At 60.2% G+C, this 20,126-nt stretch carries 10 protein-coding genes, 2 rRNA genes and 1 pseudogene; 6 read left to right on the forward strand and 7 right to left on the reverse strand.

Annotation, left to right across the window (positions count from 1 at the left end; all coding sequences use genetic code 11):
* Both rrf (CKW29_RS25130) and rrf (CKW29_RS25135) read left to right on the forward strand, forming a co-directional pair.
* Positions 1-103: ribosomal RNA gene (gene rrf / locus CKW29_RS25130) — 5S ribosomal RNA — on the forward strand; the annotation flags it as partial.
* 106 nt (positions 104-209) lie between these two features.
* Positions 210-325, forward strand: a 5S ribosomal RNA gene (gene rrf / locus CKW29_RS25135).
* Between the two features lie 90 nt (positions 326-415).
* On the opposite strand, the gene CKW29_RS25140 is transcribed toward rrf (CKW29_RS25135), so the two are convergent.
* The 4 genes from CKW29_RS25140 to CKW29_RS25155 form a co-directional block, all read right to left on the reverse strand.
* Positions 416-1,591 carry a PepSY domain-containing protein gene (locus CKW29_RS25140; protein ID WP_095147494.1) on the reverse strand — a complete coding sequence of 392 codons (1,176 nt, stop codon included), beginning with the start codon at positions 1,589-1,591 and terminating at the stop codon, positions 416-418.
* 71 nt (positions 1,592-1,662) lie between these two features.
* Entirely contained in the window at positions 1,663-4,176 is a 2,514-nt protein-coding gene (locus CKW29_RS25145) for a TonB-dependent siderophore receptor (protein WP_095147488.1), read from the reverse strand.
* 84 nt (positions 4,177-4,260) lie between these two features.
* Positions 4,261-5,268 (reverse strand): FecR domain-containing protein, encoded by a 1,008-nt coding sequence (locus tag CKW29_RS25150; RefSeq protein WP_095147489.1) that lies wholly within the window; start codon positions 5,266-5,268, stop codon positions 4,261-4,263.
* A complete protein-coding gene (locus CKW29_RS25155) occupies positions 5,261-5,773 on the reverse strand; it encodes a sigma-70 family RNA polymerase sigma factor (RefSeq protein WP_095147490.1) in 513 nt (170 codons plus the stop codon). Before CKW29_RS25155 ends, CKW29_RS25150 begins: the two co-directional genes overlap by 8 nt.
* A gap of 314 nt (positions 5,774-6,087) precedes the next feature.
* Between CKW29_RS25155 and CKW29_RS26355 the strand changes: the two are divergent.
* Both CKW29_RS26355 and CKW29_RS26360 read left to right on the forward strand, forming a co-directional pair.
* A pseudogene (locus CKW29_RS26355) lies at positions 6,088-7,113 on the forward strand (cache domain-containing protein); the annotation flags it as partial.
* 69 nt (positions 7,114-7,182) lie between these two features.
* Entirely contained in the window at positions 7,183-7,968 is a 786-nt protein-coding gene (locus CKW29_RS26360) for a methyl-accepting chemotaxis protein (protein WP_371850678.1), read from the forward strand.
* 52 nt (positions 7,969-8,020) lie between these two features.
* Here CKW29_RS26360 and CKW29_RS25165 read toward each other — a convergent pair whose 3' ends face one another.
* On the reverse strand, positions 8,021-8,725 hold the full coding sequence (locus CKW29_RS25165; RefSeq protein ID WP_095147492.1) for a GntR family transcriptional regulator: 705 nt from the start codon (positions 8,723-8,725) through the stop codon (positions 8,021-8,023).
* Between the two features lie 261 nt (positions 8,726-8,986).
* On the opposite strand from CKW29_RS25165, the gene lapG reads away from it, so the two are divergent.
* Together lapG and lapD are read left to right on the forward strand one after the other, a co-directional pair.
* Entirely contained in the window at positions 8,987-9,679 is a 693-nt protein-coding gene (gene lapG, locus CKW29_RS25170) for a cysteine protease LapG (RefSeq protein ID WP_095147495.1), read from the forward strand.
* 14 nt (positions 9,680-9,693) lie between these two features.
* Positions 9,694-11,649 carry a cyclic di-GMP receptor LapD gene (gene lapD / locus CKW29_RS25175; protein ID WP_095147493.1) on the forward strand — a complete coding sequence of 652 codons (1,956 nt, stop codon included), beginning with the start codon at positions 9,694-9,696 and terminating at the stop codon, positions 11,647-11,649.
* A 40-nt stretch (positions 11,650-11,689) separates the two neighbouring features.
* On the opposite strand, the gene CKW29_RS25180 is transcribed toward lapD, so the two are convergent.
* A complete protein-coding gene (locus CKW29_RS25180) occupies positions 11,690-12,028 on the reverse strand; it encodes a tryptophan synthase subunit beta (protein ID WP_095083701.1) in 339 nt (112 codons plus the stop codon).
* 150 nt (positions 12,029-12,178) lie between these two features.
* Positions 12,179-20,126, reverse strand: a 7,948-nt coding sequence (locus CKW29_RS25185; RefSeq protein ID WP_143496939.1) for an immunoglobulin-like domain-containing protein, incomplete at its 5' end; no start/stop codon positions are given.

Here is a 20,126-nt window from a genome sequence, read left to right on the forward strand (position 1 = left end):
GAGCATTGGAACCACCTGATCCCATCCCGAACTCAGCAGTGAAACGATGCATCGCCGATGGTAGTGTGGGGTTTCCCCATGTGAGAGTAGGTCATCGTCAAGATTAAATTCCGAAACCCCTATCTGCATCTGCAGATAGGGGTTTTGTCTTTTAGTAGAAGTCATCCATTTTGCTGGCACGTTGTTCCAACGGGCTGGTCACAGAATTTCTTGACGACCATAGAGCATTGGAACCACCTGATCCCATCCCGAACTCAGCAGTGAAACGATGCATCGCCGATGGTAGTGTGGGGTTTCCCCATGTGAGAGTAGGTCATCGTCAAGATTGAATTCCGAAACCCCTATCTGCTTATGCAGGTAGGGGTTTTGTCGTTTCAGGAGCGGTTAAAAGCATTGCCGGTATCGACCGCACGTCCTATGGCTTGCGTGCCTTGCTACTGCGCCGGGCCAGCAGCTTGCGCCACCAGATGTAGATCCCCGTGGCCGACAGCACCGCAATCATCAGGCCCAACAACGCGATGATCACCTGTCCGGTAAGGCCGATAATCCGCCCGCCGTGTATCGGTAACTGCAGGCGATAGAAACGCTCTCCCAAGGTGCCCTGGCCAGCGATTTCCTGGCCCAGTAATCGCCCGTCGGTGCCGTGGAAGAACAACCAGGATTTACCCTGGGCGTCAGTGTCATGCTGGCCAAACCCTGCGCCATAAAAGTTGTACTCGAAGCTGTAGTACAACTCACCGATCGGCACCTTCAAACCTAGCCGTTCGCCTTCCTTCAATGCCAATTCATACGCTTGCTGGTAGCTCAGACGAGTTACCCCCAACTGTTCGGCAGGCAAGCGCCCACGGGCTTCATAGACGCTCGGTTCAATGGGGGAAAACAGCGAGACGACAGGCTTGAACACCTGGCTCGGCAGGTTCATGGCGACGCTACTGATTGCAATGGGCAGCAACAATAGCCACAGCCATAATCCACCTGCGCGATGCAGGTCGAAATTCAGCCGATAAGCATGCCCGCCCTTGATCTTCCAGGCGCTCGACCACTTTTTCCACAAGGGTTTGCCCCGTGGAAAGGTCAGCCACAGCGCGATGAAACAATCGATCACCCAGGCAATCGCCACCAGGCCCATCAGCAGCAAACCCCAGTTGTCGGGCAGGGTCAGGTTGTAATGAAATTCCAGAATGAAAGGGATGAGGTTCTCAGGCTGAAAGCAGCATTCCCCCCAGTTGCGATGCCCGGTTTGTTCACCACTCACGGGGTCCAGGTAAAACACCTGATTTGGCTCTTCGAAAGGCTTGCCCGTGATGGGGTTGTTGCGTGGCACTGCTGCGAGCAGCGCGGTGTGCCCCCCTTCATTCGGGTACTCCATGTACCAGACCTGAAGCTTGGGATGTTGCCCCTGCAACCGGTCGACCAGCATGCCCGGAGGGAGCTGCACGCCTTCAGAGGAAGCCTCGTAGAACGTTGGATTCAGCCATTCATCCAGCTCATGATTGAACGCCAGAAGACTGCCGGTCAGGCCAGCCATCAACAGAAACAAGGCCGTGGCCAAACCGATGTAACGATGAAGCAGAACCCATACTGCACGCATGACATTTTCCCGCAGAGACGACAAAGCCAGCATCTGAATCCAGACGCTGGCTTTGAGGGAGTGACGAAGGGTTAGAACTGGTAGCTCACCGTGGCGGCGACGTTACGTTCCTCACCCATGTAGCAAAAGCTCAGGCTGGCGCAGGAAGCGATATAGGATTCGTCGGTCAGGTTGTTGGCGTTCAGGCGCACATCCACCCCCTTCAGGCCCACTTTGCCCAGGTCGTAGCCAATCGACGCGTCGAATAGCGTGTAGGACGGTACCTTCATGGTGTTCTCGGCATCGGCCCAGCTGTAACCGACATACCGCACGCCACCGCCCAATCGCAGGCCGTCGAGCGCCCCGGCGTTGAACGCATAGTCAGCCCAGAGCGAAGCCATGTGCCGTGGCGCCTGGGTCGGCGAGTTGCCCTTGTTCTCGATCACATCGGTGTCGGTGCTCAGGGTGCTGATCATCGACTTGGAGTACTCGATGTCGGTGAAGGTGTAACTGCCCAGTACTTTCAGGTTATCGGTCAGCTGTGTGTGGGCTTCCAGCTCCAGGCCCTGAGAGCGAACAGCCCCCACTGCGCGGTAGAAGTTTTCCTGCGGCAATTTGGTCGCGAGGTTCTCTTGGTCAATCCGGAACAGCGACGCGGTGAACAGGTTGTCCGTGCCTGGTGGCTGGTACTTCAGGCCGACCTCCCATTGGGTGCCGTCGGTGGGAGGCAGCGGGTTGCCAGCGCTGTCTGCGTAAGAGTTCGGGTTGAACGACTCGGAATAGCTGATGTACGGCGCAACGCCGTTATCAAACAGGTACAGGGCGCCGGCGCGGCCGGTCAGCTTGGTGCGCTTGTCGTTGACCTCGGTACCCACCGGGCGGTTGAACTCGGGCAAGCGGTTTTCTTCCGAGGTTTCCACCCAGTCCTGGCGCAGGCCCAGTGAGAACCGCCACTGATCCATTTCGATCAGGTCTTGCAGGTAGACGCCGGTCTGCTCCAGGCGACGCAGGTAGCTCATCGGATCGTAGTAGCTGATCTCGGCATTGCCATAGACCGGGTCGAAGGCATTGATCGGTGCCACCGAGCCGCTGGTCCAGTCGACCACCGTTTTACGGCGCTGGTAATCGGCACCCATCAACACCGTGTGTTTGGTGTTACCGGTCAGGAATTCGGCCTGAAGCATGTTATCGACGATGAACGCGTGGAGTTTTTCGTCACCACCGGTGTAGTAGCGGTTCAGCTCATTGCTGGTGGGTGTGGTCCAGCCATAGCCGTAGATCTGGTCGAGATTGACCTTGGAATCCAGGTACCGGAAGTTCTGGCGGGCCGTGAACACGTCATTGAAGCGGTGTTCGAACTGGTAGCCGATCGATTGCTGGTCGCGCTTGTAACCGTCCACGCTGGGTTCACCTTCAAAGAAGTGTTCCGAGATGCGCTGGCCGTTGCGCTGATGCAGGGCGCCGTCCGCCGGCATGCCGCTGTGATAGCCACCGTCGGGGTCGTGCTGCAGATAGGCTTGCAGGGTCAGCGAAGTGTCGTCGGTAAAGTCGATGCTGACGGTGGGGGCCAGTGCGTAGCGTTTTTCCTTGTTATGGTCGAACTGAGTGTCGGACTTGTCGGCAAGGCCGGTCAGCCGGTACGCAATACGCTTGTCGTCATCCACAGGGCCACTGAAGTCAAAACCCACACCTTGTTGGCCCTGGGTGCCGACCGTGGCTTGGACCTGATGATAGGCCTCGTACAGCGGCTTCTTGCTGGTAAGCGCTACCAGACCGCCCGGTGAGCTGCGCCCGTAAAGAACCGAAGAGGGGCCCTTGAGAATATCGACGCGCTCCAGGAAGTACGGGTCGATTTGCATGCTGCTGTAGGTGCCGCTATCGCCCATGGACTTCAAGCCGTCGAGGTAGATGTTATCCACCGAGCCGTCGTTGAATCCGCGCATGGCCACATAGTCATAGCGATGGGTGGCGCCATAGGGGTTGGTCAGCACGCCAGGGGTATAGCGCATGGTCTGGGAAACGGTTTGCGCGCCCTGGTCATCCATTTGCTGGCGAGTGACCACGGACACGCTTTGCGAGGTTTCCAGCAATGCGGTGCTGGTCTTGGTCGCGACCTGGCTGTGAGTGGCGTTGTAGCCTTCCATGCTGCCCAGCGCATTACCGAGGGCGAAGCCCTTGATGTCGGTGGTGGGCAGCGACAGCGCTTCGGTCTCGGCCTGCTGATGCAACACATAGCTGCTGCCGTCCTGGCTGACGGCTTGCAAACCCGATCCGCTGAGCAAATGGCTCAAGGCTTGATCAGCCGAGTAATCACCTTGTACGCCAGGCGACTGACGTCCCTGGGTAAGTTCGGGGGTGGTCGAGAGGGTGATCCCGGCCTGGCGCGCGAACTGATTGAGGACGTCGCTCAATGGCCCCGGAGCGATTTTGTAGTGGCGACTGGCGCTGGCAACGCTGTCATCGGCCGCCTGACTGAGCGCAGGCAGCGCACTGACCCCCAGCACGGTGGAGAGCAGGGCGGCACGAATGGCGTGGCGCAGCAGGCCACCGGAAGTGGTGTCGGTGACGCAGGAAAAGGGCGGCGGGCAGGTGGCGCGAACAGTCATCATGGGTTTCCGTTGGAGTCGCTGAAGGCAGATTGAAGTGCTTACTGTCTAAGCCGGACTCACGTTGAAAACCCGCCAAAAAAATCAGACCTGTCGTTCCAGTGTCACCCACCAGCGTGTTCGGTAGCGCAATTGGACCGGGAGCGTGCGGGGCAGAATCGCCAGCAACTTGTCGGTGTCTTCCAGGCGGAACACGCCGGACAGGCGCAAGTCGGCGATGTCCGATGCACAGACCAGGTAGCCGCGGCGATAGCGATTCACCTCCTTCAGGAAGTCCGCCAGGCGCATGTCCCGGGTGACGATCAGGCCATCGACCCAGGCGCCGGCTTCCATGGCCAGCGGCGGTGCCAGGGTCACGTGCTCAGGCGTGACCAGGTAGTTTTGCCCGGCATGCACCAGGGTCGGGGTACCGTCTGCCGAACGCGGCGAAAGCACAGCGACACTGCCGCGGGTGACGCTGAGGCGGGTGCAGTCGTTGTCCTGGCGTATCACAAAGCGTGCAACGCTGGCTTCGAACATCCCGTGATGACTTTGCACCCGCAGCGGCCGTTCGAATGCCTGCGGGGTGGCGCCACAGGTCACCATGATTTCGCCGCGGGCGAGTGTGATCAGCCGTTGTTGGGCCGTGAAGTCCAGATTGGCCGCGCTGTCGGTGTTCAGTCTCAGGCGAGTGCCATCGGGCAGTTGATAACCGCGTCGCTCGCCGGTGGCGGTGGCGAAATCGGCGTTCCACTGCTGCCAGCCAATCTGATCCTTGCCGAGCCACGCTGCCGTGCCCATCAACAGTGCGCCGGAGAGTAACTTCAGGGCCTGGCGACGACCGAGGCGTTGCGCGCTGGTTTCCAGTGTGTGCAAGGCAACCTGCGTACCGGGTACCGCGCGCAGGCTGGCGGTCAACTCCTGTTGCAGCGATTGCACCCGCTGCCAGGCCAGTTCGTGCTCAGGGTGTGCGGTGCGCCAATGCTCGCATTGCTGGCGCAACTTGAGATTGCCGGTGTTGTTCCGCAGGCGCAGCAGCCAGCCGATCGCCTGCTTGACCACCCGATGGTCAGGGCTGCTGTGGGCGCGCAGGTTCATCGAGGCGTTATCCATGGGCGTCTGACTCAAAGCGCAGCACGTAGCAGTGATAGAGCGCATCGGCCACATAACGCTCCACCGAACGCAATGACAAACCCATCTGTTCGGCGATCTGCTTGTGGGTCAGGCCGTCACACTGCGCCAGGAGAAACGCCTTGCGCACTTTCGGTTTAAGGCCTTCAAGCATTCGCGCAATGCGCTCCAGCAGCTCAAGCACCAATGCCCGGGATTCGGCGCTGGGTGTTTGCGCTTCGGGCAGGTGGGCGATGGTGTCCAGGTAGGCGCGTTCGATTTCTTCCCGACGCCAGTGGTCGATCACCAGGCCACGGGCAATGGTCCGCAGAAAGGCGCGAGGCGCCTTGAGTTCGAGTCGTTCGGTCCGTTGCAGCAAGCGGACGAAGGTGTCCTGCGCAAGGTCCGCGGCATCGGCGGCATTACCCAGGCGACTGCGCAGCCATGTAGTGAGCCAACCGTGATGGTGGCTGTAGAGCACCTGTACTGCAAACTCGGGAGAGGACATGAGCGCGACAGCCTGGACGTCACAAATGATAATTAGTCGCATTGTCATCAAGGGTCGTTGTTTTTGCAACTGCCGCTCAATCAACGGCCCTCGGCAAAGGTCACTCCGAGCGCTCTGGAATGCCGTTTGGCGGCTTTTTTCAGCAATTGCCTGCGGTTTTGCATAAAAGCCTAAGTTTTCCCGTGGTGGTGCCGAAAGAGTAGGGGAGACATGCGTGCACCAATGTAGAGCAGGCCTCAGAGCGGCCTATGGCGTCACATGGAACGTTGCACCCGGAACGCATCCCCACTCATTGCATAAGAAGTCCCCCTGACATGAATCTCAAATTCAGCCATAAAATCCTTTTGGCCGCTTCGGGCGTAGTGGTACTGGCGTTTGCCCTGTTCACTTTGTACAACGACTATCTGCAGCGAAACACCATCCAGCAAAACCTCGACGCCTCGGTCCAGCAAGCGGGCGCGCTGACGGCCAGCAGTGTGCAAAACTGGCTGGGTGGCCGGATCCTGGTGCTGGAAAACCTGGCCCAGAACGTCGCGCACCAAGGTGCCAACGCCGATTTTGCGGGGTTGGTCGATCAACCGGCCTTCACGTCCAATTTCCAGTTCACGTATGTCGGTCAGGTAAACGGTGTGTTTACCCAGCGCCCTGACGCCAAGATGCCTGAAGGCTATGATCCGCGTCAGCGCCCTTGGTACAAGCAAGCGGTCGCCGCCGACACAACCATGCTCACGCCGCCTTACATGGCCGCGGTCGGCGGGCTGGTAGTGACCATCGCCATGCCGGTGAAAAAGAACGGTGAAATGCTGGGCGTGGTTGGCGGTGACCTGAGCCTGGCGACCTTGGTGAACATCATCAACGCGGTGGACTTCGGCGGCATCGGGCATGCATTTCTGGTCAGCGCTGACGGTCAGGTGATCGTCAGCCCGGACAAAGACCAGGTGATGAAAAACCTCAAGGACATCTACCCAGGCGCCAATGTCCGCCTCGATAAAGGCAATCAGGCGGTGCTGCTCAACCGGCAGGAGCGCATCCTGTCCTTCACCCCGGTCAATGGCTTGCCGAACGCGCAGTGGTACATCGGCCTGTCGATCGACAGCGACAAGGCCTATGCGCCACTGGCTAAATTCCGCACCTCGGCACTGATTGCGATGTTTATCGCCGTGACGGCGATTGCCGTGCTGCTGAGCCTGTTGATTCAAGTGCTGATGCGCCCGTTGACCACCATGGGCCGTGCCATGCAGGACATCGCCCAGGGCGAGGGTGACCTGACCCGTCGTCTGACCGTGGAAAGCAAAGACGAATTCGGCGAGCTGGGTGGTGCGTTCAACCAGTTTGTAGAGCGGATCCACGCCTCGATCAGCGAAGTGTCTTCGGCCACGCGTCAGGTGCATGACCTGTCGCAACGGGTCATGGCCTCGTCAAACGCCTCGATCATCGGTTCCGATGAACAAAGCGCACGGACCAATAGCGTCGCGGCGGCCATCAATGAACTCGGGGCGGCGACCCAGGAAATCGCCCGCAACGCGGCGGACGCTTCGCAGCACGCCAGCGGTGCCAGCGAGCAGGCTGACGATGGCCGTCAGGTGGTGGAGCAAACCATTCTGGCGATGACCGAGCTGTCGCAGAAAATCAGCCTCTCGTGTACCCAGATCGAAACCCTGAACGCCAGCACCGACAACATCGGGCACATTCTCGATGTGATCAAGGGCATCTCCCAACAGACCAATCTGCTGGCGCTCAACGCCGCGATCGAAGCGGCGCGTGCCGGTGAGGCCGGACGCGGGTTTGCGGTGGTGGCGGATGAAGTGCGCAACCTGGCGCATCGTACCCAGGAATCGGCGGAAGAGATCCACAAGATGATCACGTCGTTGCAGGTCGGCTCGCGTGAGGCGGTATCGACCATGAACGCCAGCCAGGTTTCCAGCGAGGAGAGCGTCGAGGTGGCGAATCAGGCCGGTGCGCGCCTGGTCAGTGTGACGCAGCGGATCACCGAGATTGACGGCATGAACCAGTCGGTGGCGGCCGCGACCGAGGAGCAGACCGCGGTGGTGGAAACCCTCAACGTCGACATCAACCAGATCAACCTGCTCAATCAGCAAGGCGTGGCCAACCTCAATGAAACGCTGAAGGATTGCGATGCGCTGTCACTGCAGGCCAACCGTCTCAAGCAACTGGTGGACAGCTTCAAGATCTGATTCGTTGATCGCGGTCCGCCCGCGCCTGGCGCTTTGGGTGGGCCGTTCAGGTCTACGTTGTCTTGCGTTGGGATTCAAGGCTGTTCAGGTAGCGGGTGATGACTTCAACGGCCCGGTTCAGATGGCTGGCAAGCTTCGCCACGCACAGTTCGATGTCCTGGGCTTGTGCGGCGCGCAGCAGCTCACGGTGGTCTTCCTGAGTGAGTTTGCCGAGCCCCATGGCCCCCAGGTTGAAGCGCAGAAAACGCTCTTCTTCCCACAGGCCGCTTTCGATCAGGCTCAGCAACCGGCGGTTGGGGGCCTTGCGGTACAGCGCCATGTGGAACAGGCGATTGAGCCTGCCGATTTCAGCGTAATCGGTGGCTGTTTCCAGGTCCTGGATGTGACGGGCCGCCTCGGCAAAATCTTCTTCGTCGAGCAAGGGGATCGACAGGCGCAGGGCTTCGCATTCCAGCAGGATGCGCAGGGCGTAGGTCTCGGTCGCATCCCCTTCGATCAGTGGCGCCACGACGGCACCCTTGTGTGCCACGACGTGCAGCAGCGATTGCGCCTCAAGTTGGCGCAGGGCTTCACGCACCGGCATGCGGCTGACGCCGAACAGGTCGGCCAGGTCTTGCTGGCGCAGCGCCGTACCGCAGGGCAAGCGGCCGTCAAGAATCGCCGAGCGCAGGGTTTCTTCGATCACCGAGCGCGCCAGATGGGCCGGAATCGGTCCGCTGACCGGGATGCTGCTTAATGGGTTGGGCTTCTGTGTCACGAAAACGCACCCTGTTTGAGTAAAGGTAAATATTGGATCCAATGCACACTAGTAACGGCTTGGTGAGTTGTCAAATCGGGGCAGACAATGCCGCTTTCGACCGCCTTATGCCACCGTTTTTGCCATCATCTGTCGCATTGTCAGTTACCGTATCCGCTCTTCAAGTTTAGCGCGCCCGCAGTGATTGCATCGTGCCATTGTCTTTTGCCTGGCAAGGCTTCACCATCCATCGATTACCCAATGCCCTCCGGACTCACTGCATTGCTGGCACGTTTCGCTCTTCCACGGACCTTGCGTTGGCTGTGCTCGGCACTGCTGATCGCCAGCGTCATGCTGGGCGCATTGCAAGCCGATTGGGACTTCTCGCTGATCAGTCGGCGCGCTGAGGCGTTGTACGGTCCCTTAGGCGAGGGCAAGCAACGGATCGATGCCTGGCAGCACCTGTTGGCGACACAGCAACAAACCCCGGAGCTGGCCCAGCTCAAAGCGGTCAACCTGTTCTTCAACAAGCAGATGCGCTACGTGGAAGACATCGACCTGTGGCGCGAGGTCGACTATTGGGAAACGCCTGTCGAAGGTTTGTGGAAAGGCGCCGGGGATTGTGAGGACTATGCGATCGCCAAGTATTTCAGCCTGCGCCGTCTCGGGGTTTCCAGTGACAAACTACGCATCACCTACGTCAAGGCCCTGCGCCAGAACCGCGCGCATATGGTCTTGACCTACTATTCCAGTCCGGATGCGATGCCATTGGTGCTCGACAGCCTGATCGACGGGATTCAGCCGGCCAGCCAGCGCACCGACCTGCTGCCGGTCTACGCCTTCAACGCCGAAGGGATGTGGCTGCCCGGCGCCAAGGGCAACAAGAAGGTCGGCGATACCAAGCGCCTGTCCCGTTGGCAGGATGTGTTGAAAAAAATGCAGGCCGAAGGTTTCCCGGCCGAGACGATTAACTAGGAGCACGCGCTCAGATGTCTTTGTTCAAACAGCTGTTGATCGCTATCTGTCTGTTCCTGGTGGTCGCCTTCAGTGGCAGCTTCATGGTCAGCCTGGAGAGCTCGCGCACGCAGTACGTCAATCAATTGCGCTCCCACGCGCAGGACGCTGCCACGGCGTTGGCGTTGTCGTTGACACCGAATATCGACGATCCGGCGATGGTCGAGTTGATGGTCAGCTCGATCTTCGACAGTGGCTATTACGCGAGCATCCGCGTGGTGGACCTCAAGACCGACACCGCCATCGTCGAGCGCCGCGGGGCGCCCGAGGTCAGTCAGGTGCCGGGTTGGTTCGTCCAACTGATTGGCCTTGAGCCGGCCGGTGGCGATGCGTTGGTCAGCCGTGGCTGGGAGCAGGCGGCCAGGGTCGAGGTGGTCAGTCATCCCATGTTCGCCGTGGCCAAGCTCTGGCAGAGCGCATTGGGTAGCCTGGGCTGGTTGTTGATCTGCGGTGCGATCAGCGCCGTGCTGGGGGCGTTGCTGCTGCGTCGACAGCTCAAGCCACTGGACTACATGGTCCAGCAATCCCATGCCATTGCCCGGCGCGAGTTCCTGAGCCTGCCTGAGCTGCCGCGCACGCCCGAACTGCGTCGTGTGGTGCAGGCGATGAACCAGATGGTCGAGAAGCTCAAGGCGTTGTTCCAGGAGCAGGCCGAACGCAGCGAAAAACTGCGGGTCGAGTCCTATCAGGACACCCTGACCGGGTTGGCCAACCGGCGTTATTTCGAGATGCAACTGAACGCCCGGGTGAGCAATGCCGAGCAAGCCAGTTCAGGTTATCTGCTGCTGTTGCGGGTCAAGGACCTGGCCGGCCTCAACCAGCGCCTGGGCGGTCAGCGTACCGATCAGTTGTTGCAGGCGGTCGGCGAGCAGCTGTCCCGAGAGTGTGCCAAATACCCGGAAACCCAGAATCTGGTGACGCGTATCCGCGGGGGTGAGTTCGCCGTGCTGGCGCCGGGGCTGGTGCGTGAAGAAGCGCTGCAATTGGCGCACAACCTCGACAGTGCGCTGGCCAGCCTGCATGCCACCGGGGCGACAGACGTAGCGTCGGTGGCGGCGATCGGGCTCGCACCGTTCGCCCACGGCGACACACCGCTCGCGGTACTTGGCCTGGCCGACCAGGCGTTGTCACAGGCCGAAGCCGAGGGCGAGTCGAATTGGGCATGCCTGGATCACAACGCGACAGCCATCGTCGGCGACGACCATCATGCCTGGCACACCTTGCTTGACCAGGCCCTGGCAGAGCAGCGCTTCGAGCTGTTTTTCCAGCCTGTCGTGGCCAGTCAGGACACGCAGGTGGTGCTGCATTACAAAGTGCTCTCGCGCTTGCGCGATGAACAAGGCCAGACCATTCCCGCCGGGCGTTTCCTGCCGTGGCTGGAGCGGTTTGGCTGGACCGCCCGGCTGGACCGCTTGATGCTTGAGCTGGTGCTCGAGCAGATGGCCGGCCATCAGGACTCGCTGGCGTTGAACCTGTCGGGTGCGACCCTCGCGGATGCGCAGGCGCTGAACACAGTCTTCGACATCCTGCGTCAACATGCGGCGCTGGGGCCACGGTTGACCCTGGAAATCGGCGAAGAGCAACTGCCCGATCAAGCCGTGCTTGAACAACTGACTCGTCGTCTGCATGAGCTGGGCTTCTCCTTGAGCCTGCAGCGTTTTGGCGGGCGGTTCAGCATGATCGGCAACCTGGCGCGGCTGGGCCTGGCTTACCTGAAAATCGACGGCAGCTACACCCGCGCCATCGACCAGGAAAGCGATAAACGCCTGTTCATCGAAGCCATCCAGCGCGCCGCCCATAGCATTGACCTGCCATTGATTGCCGAGCGGGTAGAGACCGAAGGGGAGCTGCGGGTGATTCGCGAGATGGGCTTGTACGGCGTGCAAGGGCAGCTGTTTGGCGAACCAAGGCCCTGGCAGTCAGGCGTCTGAAGTGATCGCTCCCACGCGGGAGCGATCAGTGCCGTAGCCTTTAAATCAACCCGCTTTCGTCTTCATCAATCAAATGACTCAAGCCACCCAGCGCTTCACGTGCCTGGGTGCGGTCCATCAGTTTGGCTTGTGCGGCCGGCGGCAGGTCGGTGACGCGAATCACGCCCTTGCTGGTCAACACCTGAATCAGGTCGTCGAGTACCCGGATCATTTCCAGGTCGCTCTGTTTAAGCTGTTTTAGGCTGGTTTCCACCACTTCGTTGGCGTACCAGGCCTGGATCTCGTGGTGGTCGGCGGGCAGTGTTTCCGTCGCCTCGGCGTAGGGCGCTGCCTCCACGCGCACCAGCAGACCCTGTGCATCGCGTTGCACGTAGAACATCGTGAATCCCTCATGAATGAACCCGCGTGGTGCTGTCGGCAGCATAGGCCAACGCAGGTGAGTATGCGGTGCTACGACAAAATCGTCACCCGGTGGTCACTGACACAAACGTGAAGGGCCGCTCATTGCGAGCGGCCCTCCAGGGTTTGATCAGCTGTTGTTGTGGTCGATCTTGATGGTTGGGTCGCTACCGGCGATCAGCGAGTTGATGCTCTGACCGGACCAGTTATTGCCTTCCAGTTTGATCGTCACGTCGGCGTTGGCAATCCCGCCAGCGGTATTGAGCTTACCTTCGGAGCTGACCTGCAACGTCGACACACCTTCAACCGTGGTGATTTTCAGGAAGTTGTCGATGGTGCTGGCGCTTTCGCCCTGCAACAGATCACGCAGGTCGATACGGTCGCCTTCGTTGGCCTTGAAGTCCTTGATCACATCGTTACCAGTGTCGCCGGCCTTCCAGACGAAGGTGTCGGCACCCGAACCGCCCATCAGGGTGTCATTGCCCGAGCCGCCCAGCAGGATGTCATTGCCTTCACCGCCGAGCAGTGTGTCCTTGCCGGTACCACCGAGCAGGATGTCATTGCCCTTGCCACCATCGAGCACGTCGTCGCCGCCCTGGCCGAAGATGATGTCGTTACCGGAACCGCCCAGCAGGTTGTCGATACCGTCACGCGCCCCGGACACATCGAACGCGTTGTAGTGCTCGGTGATGTACTGGTGCACGTTGCTGGCAGTGACTGTGCTGGCCTCCACACCGGTTTGCTGGCCCACGTAGGCCTGCATGGCCTGATAACCCTCACCGGCAATACCGTTGAAGCTCACCAGGTCGCCGAACAGGATGTCATTGCCGTCACCCCCATTGACCGTGTCGGCGCCGGGCAGGGTCGCTTCGCTATGGCCCAGGATGGCATTAGCCAGGTCCTTCGGATCGATGTTGGCTTGCGGCTTGCCATCGGTGTCGAACGGAATCAGGTCGGCCGGCTTGATGGTGTTATTCAGGCCGATCGCTTCGACCTGCGACAAACCACTGAGCAACAGGAAGCTGCTGTTGGAGTTACTGATCGTGCCACCATTGTTTTCGGTGGAGGAGATCTCATAGGTACCGTCACCCTGCGCCCGGATCGTGCCGAGGGTGTTTGACTTGTACCACTTGCCCGGCTCGTACTCCGTCCACTTGTTGACCTGGCCGTTGCTGTTGATTAACTCACGGCTCACGCCACCCAGGGTGATATAGGCGGTATCGCCCAGTTTGTAGTTGTTGACGTTCAGGTAGTCATCCAGCGTGCCGTCGTTCTTGCTGGACGAGTAGTAGAAGTCAGCCACCACCGGGTTGGTCTGCTCGCGGTTCTGGAAAGAGTTGGGCTGACCGTCCGTGATGAAGTAAGTCAGGTTGGTAGCGCCTGTATTGTCCTTGGCCTGAGCACTCTGGAACCAGTTGGCCGTGGTTTTGAACACGTCCTCGTAGTTGGTGCCACCGCCCGCCGCCATCGATTTGACGATGTCCTGCAGTTGCTCCAGTGCGCCCGTGTCATTCAGGTTGACCGACACGGTCTTGCTCACGCTGCTATCGAAGGTCGCCAGGAAGATGTTGACCGTCCCCGAGGTGTTCGCACCCAGACTCTGCTTGAGGGTGCTGAACATCACGGCCAGCGAGTCCTTCGCGGCCCTGATCGAATTGTCCATACTGCCGGAGGTGTCGACCATGAACGCAATGTTGTAGTTCTTGCCCTGAACCACGTTCAGGCCACCGATGTCGGCAACGATGATGTCGTTGGCATCGGTGCCGAGGATGGTGTCATCCTGGGTCGTGCCGATCATCGGGTTGTACGTCGCCGGGTAAATCGTTACCGGAATCTGCGCCGTGCTTGTCGCCGAGCCACCCAGGCTTTCAGTGGAGGTCGAGGTCACGGTCAGGGTGAACTGGCCGTTGTAGTACGGTGGCGGGGTCAGTGTCAGGTTGGCCAGGTTCCAGCCGGTCACCAGCGCTGATCCATCGGTGCCCACGGTGTAGTTGTGGCCTGCGCCATCGCTGATGACCATGCCTTCAGGGAAGCCGCTGATGGTCACGCTCAGGCTTTCGGAGCCGTCGCGGTCGGTCAGCTCGGTGGTGATCTTCGACAGGTGGACGCTGCCGTTCTCCGCACCCTCATTGAGTTTGTAGCCTTCGTAGTAGCCTTCGCCATTGGTGCCGTGCAGATCGGAAACCGTCACGCCAGCGTTGATCAGGTCGGCAACGTCCTTGTAGATCGGCACACCGGCAGTGCTCAGGTCCATGACCGGACCTGCCACCGAGCCGACGCTGACCTGCAGGTTGACGTCGTAGCTGCCTGCACCACTCTGGTTGTGGTGGTAGATGTCCAGGGTGTAGTAGCCGCTGGTGGTTGGCGTGAACGAACCATTGAGCGTGCCGCCATTGCCCCACAGGGCGCTGGCCACGTTTTTGCCGCCAATGGTCACCAACAGGCTGTCATCGCCGGTGCCGCTGAAGGTGTAGGTCTTGCCGGCTTCGAGGTAGATCAGGCCGGACGTTTTCGACGCAATACCGGCTGTCACGCTGCCATTGGATTGCACGTTGGTCACGGAGCTGCTGCTGTTCGGAGTACCGGCGGCATCGATCACTGATTTCAGGGTATCGGTTGGCGCACCGCTGCCCACACCGTTAAAGCCGGTGTTCAGAGCGGTCAAGCCAGTCCAGGTTTCCTTGATCAGCCCCGTCGAGTTGACGTTGTTGCCCGCGATGTTCAGCGTTGGCGCATCGGCCACCGGGGTGATGTCGACTTTCAGGGTCGCTTCAGTGCCCTGGTTCGAGCCGTCGGTAGGCGTGAACTTGATCTGCGCATAGTCCGCCGCTTTGTTACCGACACCCGAGCCACCGTAACCGTCTGCACCCGACTCGTTGGCAGCTGGCACGAATGTCAGCTTGCCGAGGGCGATATCCGCCTGGCTGATGGTCTGGCCGACGGTGACCTTCGCGCCGTTGAACATCAGGTCGCCACCGCCCGACAGTTGGGTGATGGTGATGCTCAGCGGGCTGTCGTTATCGACATCGCTGACCTTGAAGTTGTCCCAGGTCAGGGTGATGGTCGAGTCCTCGAGGCCGGTCACCGCACCGCCAGCGGACACTGGCGCATGGTCGTTATCGACAATGGTGGTGTCGACGTTGGACTTGTTCGGGTCGATCACCAGATTTTCGAAGTTACCACCGCTGACCGAGTCGATAGTGATCTTGAAGTTTTCGGACCCTTCGACCAACGTGTCATTGATGGTGTTGATGTCGAAAGCAACGCCATTGCTGTTGGCTGGGATCTTGACGGTGACGACACCGGAGAAGTCCACGCCATTGGTCGCCGTGCCGCTGTACTTCAGGGTGACGGTCACTTCGGTCTGAGCGGTGTTGCTCAGGTTCAGGGTGTAATGGGCCGTCTGGCCTTCGATCACCGAGGTGTCGCCACTGATGCCAACGGTGGTCTGGTCGCCATCGTCGGTAACGGTGGTGGTCAGCGTGGTGTCTTTCAGCGTCAGTTGTTCGAACTTGCCGTTGCCGCCGCTGACGGACTCCAACTTGTTGACCAGTGGCGCCTGGCCGCCGGTGAACACGTCGTCGTTGACCGTGACAACCGCCGAGCCGGAGGTGCCATTGGCCGGCACGGTAATGGTGGTGCCGTCGCTGAGCTTGAAGGTCAGGGCCTGGTGGTTGTTGATTGGCAGGCCGGCCGCGTTGGTCAGGGTCACGGTGTAGGTGACCTGGCCGCCTTCGGTGACGGTGGTTTTATCCACAGACAGGGTGGCGATGACTTCGCTGGTGGTGTCGTTGATCGCCACCGTTGCGGGGGTGTCGCTGATCACCAGGTTCTCGAACGTCTTACCGGCGACGGTGGCACCGCCAACGGTCAGGCTCAGGCTGCTGGCGTCTTTGTAGACGTCTTCACCCTGGATCGGCGCGGTGTAAATGGCCTGGGTCTGACCGGCAATGATGGTGACTTTGTTGCCGTTGCTCAGGGTCACCTCAAGGTTGTCGGTCAGTGCCTTATCGATCTTGACGGTGAAGCTCGGTGCGGCGTTTTCCAGCACGTCGCCGTTGCTCTGAATGCTCACGGTGACCTTGTCGCCCTGGCCGCTTGGCTCGTCGGTGACAGTGGTGGTCAGCGTGGTGTCTTTCAGCGTCAGCTGTTCAAACTTACCGTTGCCGCCACTGACGGACTCCAGCTTGTTGACCAGCGACGCCTGGCCGCCGGTGAACACATCGTCGTTGACCGTGACAACCGCCGAGCCGGAGGTGCCATTGGCCGGCATGGTGATGGTGGTGCCATCGCTGAGCTTGAAGGTCAGCTCGCCGTGGTTGCTCATTGGCAGACCGGCGGCATTGGTCAGGGTCACGGTGTAGGTGACTTGGCCGCCTTCGGTGACGGTGGTTTTATCCACGGTCAGGGTGGCGGTGACTTCGCTGATGGTGTCGCCGATGGTGACGGCGGCCTTGTCGCCGAGCACCAGGTTTTCGAAGGACTTGCCGTCGATTACAGCGTCAGTAACACCTACTTCGACGATTTGGCCGTCTTTGTAGACGTCGTCGCCCTGAGCCTTGAGCTCGTACGGGGTCTCGGTGGTACCGGCCTTGATCACCACGGTGTCGCCGTTGCTCAGGGTCACGGTCAGGTCCTGTTTCAGGACTTGGTCGACCTTGACGGTGAACTTCGGAGCGGCGTTTTCCAGCACGTCGCCATTGCTTTCGATGGTGACGGTGACCTTGTCGCCCTGGCCGCTTGGCTCATCGGTGACGGTGGTGGTCAGCGTGGTGTCTTTCAGCGTCAGTTGTTCGAACTTGCCGTTGCCGCCGCTGACGGACTCCAACTTGTTGACCAGTGGCGCCTGGCCGCCGGTGAACACGTCGTCGTTGACCGTGACAACCGCCGAGCCGGAGGTGCCATTGGCCGGCACGGTAATGGTGGTGCCGTCGCTGAGCTTGAAGGTCAGGGCCTGGTGGTTGTTGATTGGCAGGCCGGCCGCGTTGGTCAGGGTCACGGTGTAGGTGACCTGGCCGCCTTCGGTGACGGTGGTTTTATCCACCGTCAACGTAGCGACTACTTCAGTCACGGTATCGCCGATGGTCACGGCAGCCTTGTCGCCGAGCACCAGGTTCTCGAAGGACTTGCCGTCGACTGTGGCGTTATCGATGCCGACTTCGACGGTTTGACCATCTTTGTAGACGTCGTCGCCCTGAGCCTTGAGCTCGTACGGGGTCTCGGTGGTGCCGGCCTTGATCACGACGGTATCGCCGTTGCTCAGGGTCACGGTCAGGTCCTGTTTCAGGACTTGGTCGACCTTGACGGTGAATTTCGGTGCGGCGTTTTCCAGCACGTCGCCATTGCTTTCGATGGTGACGGTGACCTTGTCGCCCTGGCCGCTTGGCTCATCGGTGACGGTGGTGGTGTATTTGTCCTGGCCGAGGGTCAGTTGTTCGAACTGCTCGGCGCCGCTGACGGACTCCAGCTTGTTGACGATGGCCGGCTGGCCACCGGTGAAAATATCGTCGTTGGCGGTGACGCTGGCAGTGCCGGAAGTACCGTTAGCCGGGATCTTGACCACAGTGCCGTCGGACAGGGTGAACGCCAGCGGACCATGGGCGCCCATCGGCAGGCCGGCAGCGTTGGTCAGGGTCACGGTGTAGGTGATCTGGCCGCCTTCGGTGACGGTGGTTTTATCCACCGTCAGGGTAGCGGTGACTTCGCTGAGGGTATCGCCGATGGTCACGGTGGCTTTGTCGCCGAGTACCAGGTTTTCGAAGGACTTGCCGTCGACTGTGGCGTTATCGATGCCGACTTCGACGGTCTGACCATCTTTGTAGACGTCGTCGCCCTGAGCCTTGAGCTCGTACGGGGTTTCGGTGGTACCGGCCTTGATCACGACGGTATCGCCGTTGCTCAGGGTCACGGTCAGGTCTTGCTTGAGCACCTGGTCCACTTTGACGGTGAACTTCGGTGCGGCGTCTTCCAGCACGTCGCCATTGCTTTCGATGGTGACGGTGATCTGGTCACCTTCGCCGGGCGGTTGGTCGGTGATGGTGGTGGTGTATTCGTCCTGGCCGAGGGTCAGCTTCTCGAACTGTTCAGCACCGCTGACGGATTCCAGCTTGTTGACCAGCGAAGGCTGGCCGCCAGTGAAGATGTCATTGGTGGTGACGACCGTTGCGCTGCCGGTGGTGCTGTTGGCTGGCACGGTGATGGTGGTGCCATCGGAGAGCTTGAAGGTCAGCTCGCCGTGGTTGCTCATTGGCAGGCCGGCAGCATTGGTCAAGGTCACGGTGTAGGTGACCGAACCGCCTTCGGTGACGGTGGTTTTATCCACCGTCAGGGTGGCGGTGACTTTGCTGATGGTGTCGCCGATGGTCACGGTGGCCTTGTCGCCGAGTACCAGGTTTTCGAAGGACTTGCCGTCGACGGCGGCGTCAGTAAGACCGACGTCGATGGTTTGACCGTCTTTGTAGACGTCGTCGCCCTGAGCCTTGAGCTCGTACGAGGTCTCGGTGGTGCCGGCCTTGATCACGACGGTGTCGCCGTTGCTCAGGGTCACGGTCAGGTCCTGTTTCAGGACTTGATCGACCTTGACGGTGAACTTCGGTGCGGCGTTTTCCAGCACATCGCCGTTGCTTTCGATGGTGACGGTGACCTTGTCGCCCTGGCCGCTTGGCTCGTCGGTGACGACGGTGGTGTATTTGTCCTGGCCGAGGGTCAGTTGTTCAAACTGCTCCGCACCAGAAACGCTTTCCAGTTTGTTGACGATAGCCGGCTGGCCGCCGGTGAAGATGTCGTCATTGACGGTGATGCTGGCAGTGCCGGAAGTACCGTTGGCCGGGATCTTGACCACGGTGCCGTCGGACAGGGTGAACTCCAGCGGGCCATGGGCGGCCATCGGCAAGCCGGCCGCGTTGGTCAGGGTCACGGTGTAGGTGATCTGGCCGCCTTCGGTGACGGTGGTTTTATCCACAGTCAACGTAGCGACTACTTCAGTCACGGTATCGCCGATGGTCACGGCAGCCTTGTCGCCGAGCACCAGGTTTTCGAAGGACTTGCCGTCGATTACAGCGTCAGTAACACCTACTTCGACGATCTGGCCGTCTTTGTAGACGTCGTCGCCCTGAGCCTTGAGCTCGTACGGGGTCTCGGTGGTGCCGGCCTTGATCACGACGGTATCGCCGTTGCTCAGGGTCACGGTCAGATCTTGCTTGAGGACCTGGTCGACCTTGACGGTGAACTTCGGTGCCGCGTTTTCCAGCACGTCGCCATTGCTTTCGATGGTGACGGTGATCTTGTCGCCTTCGTTGGCCGGGTTGGTCGGATCGCCCGAGCCAGGCTCGTCGGTGACGACGGTGGTGTATTCGTCCTGGCCCAAGGTCAATTGTTCAAACTGCTCGGCACCGCTGACGGACTCCAGCTTGTTGACGATGGCCGGCTGGCCGCCGGTGAAGATGTCGTCATTGACGGTGATGCTGGCCGAGCCAGTGGTGCTGTTCGCTGGCACGGTGATGGTGGTGCCATCACTGAGCTTGAAGGTCAGCTCGCCGTGGTTGCTCATTGGCAAGCCGGCAGCGTTGGTCAGAGTCACGGTGTAGGTGACCGAACCGCCTTCGGTGACGGTGGTTTTATCCACGGTCAGGGTGGCAGTGACTTCACTGATGGTGTCGCCGATGGTCACAGTAGCCTTGTCGCCGAGCACCAGGTTCTCGAAGGACTTGCCGTCGACCGTGGCGTTATCGATAGCGACTTCGACGGTCTGACCATCTTTGTAGACGTCATCGCCCTGAGCCTTGAGCTCGTACGGGGTCTCGGTGGTGCCGGCCTTGATCACGACGGTGTCGCCGTTGCTCAGGGTCACGGTCAGGTCCTGTTTCAGGACTTGGTCGACCTTGACGGTGAACTTCGGTGCGGCGTCTTCCAGCACGTCGCCGTTGCTTTCGATGGTGACAATGATCTTGTCACCTTCGCCGGTCGGTTGGTCGGTGACGGTGGTGGTGTATTCATCCTGGCCGAGGGTCAGCTTCTCGAACTGCTCCGCACCGGAAACGCTTTCCAGCTTGTTGACGATAGCCGTCTGGCCACCGGTG

This window comes from Pseudomonas sp. Irchel s3a18, from assembly GCF_900187535.1.
Taxonomy (GTDB): domain Bacteria; phylum Pseudomonadota; class Gammaproteobacteria; order Pseudomonadales; family Pseudomonadaceae; genus Aquipseudomonas.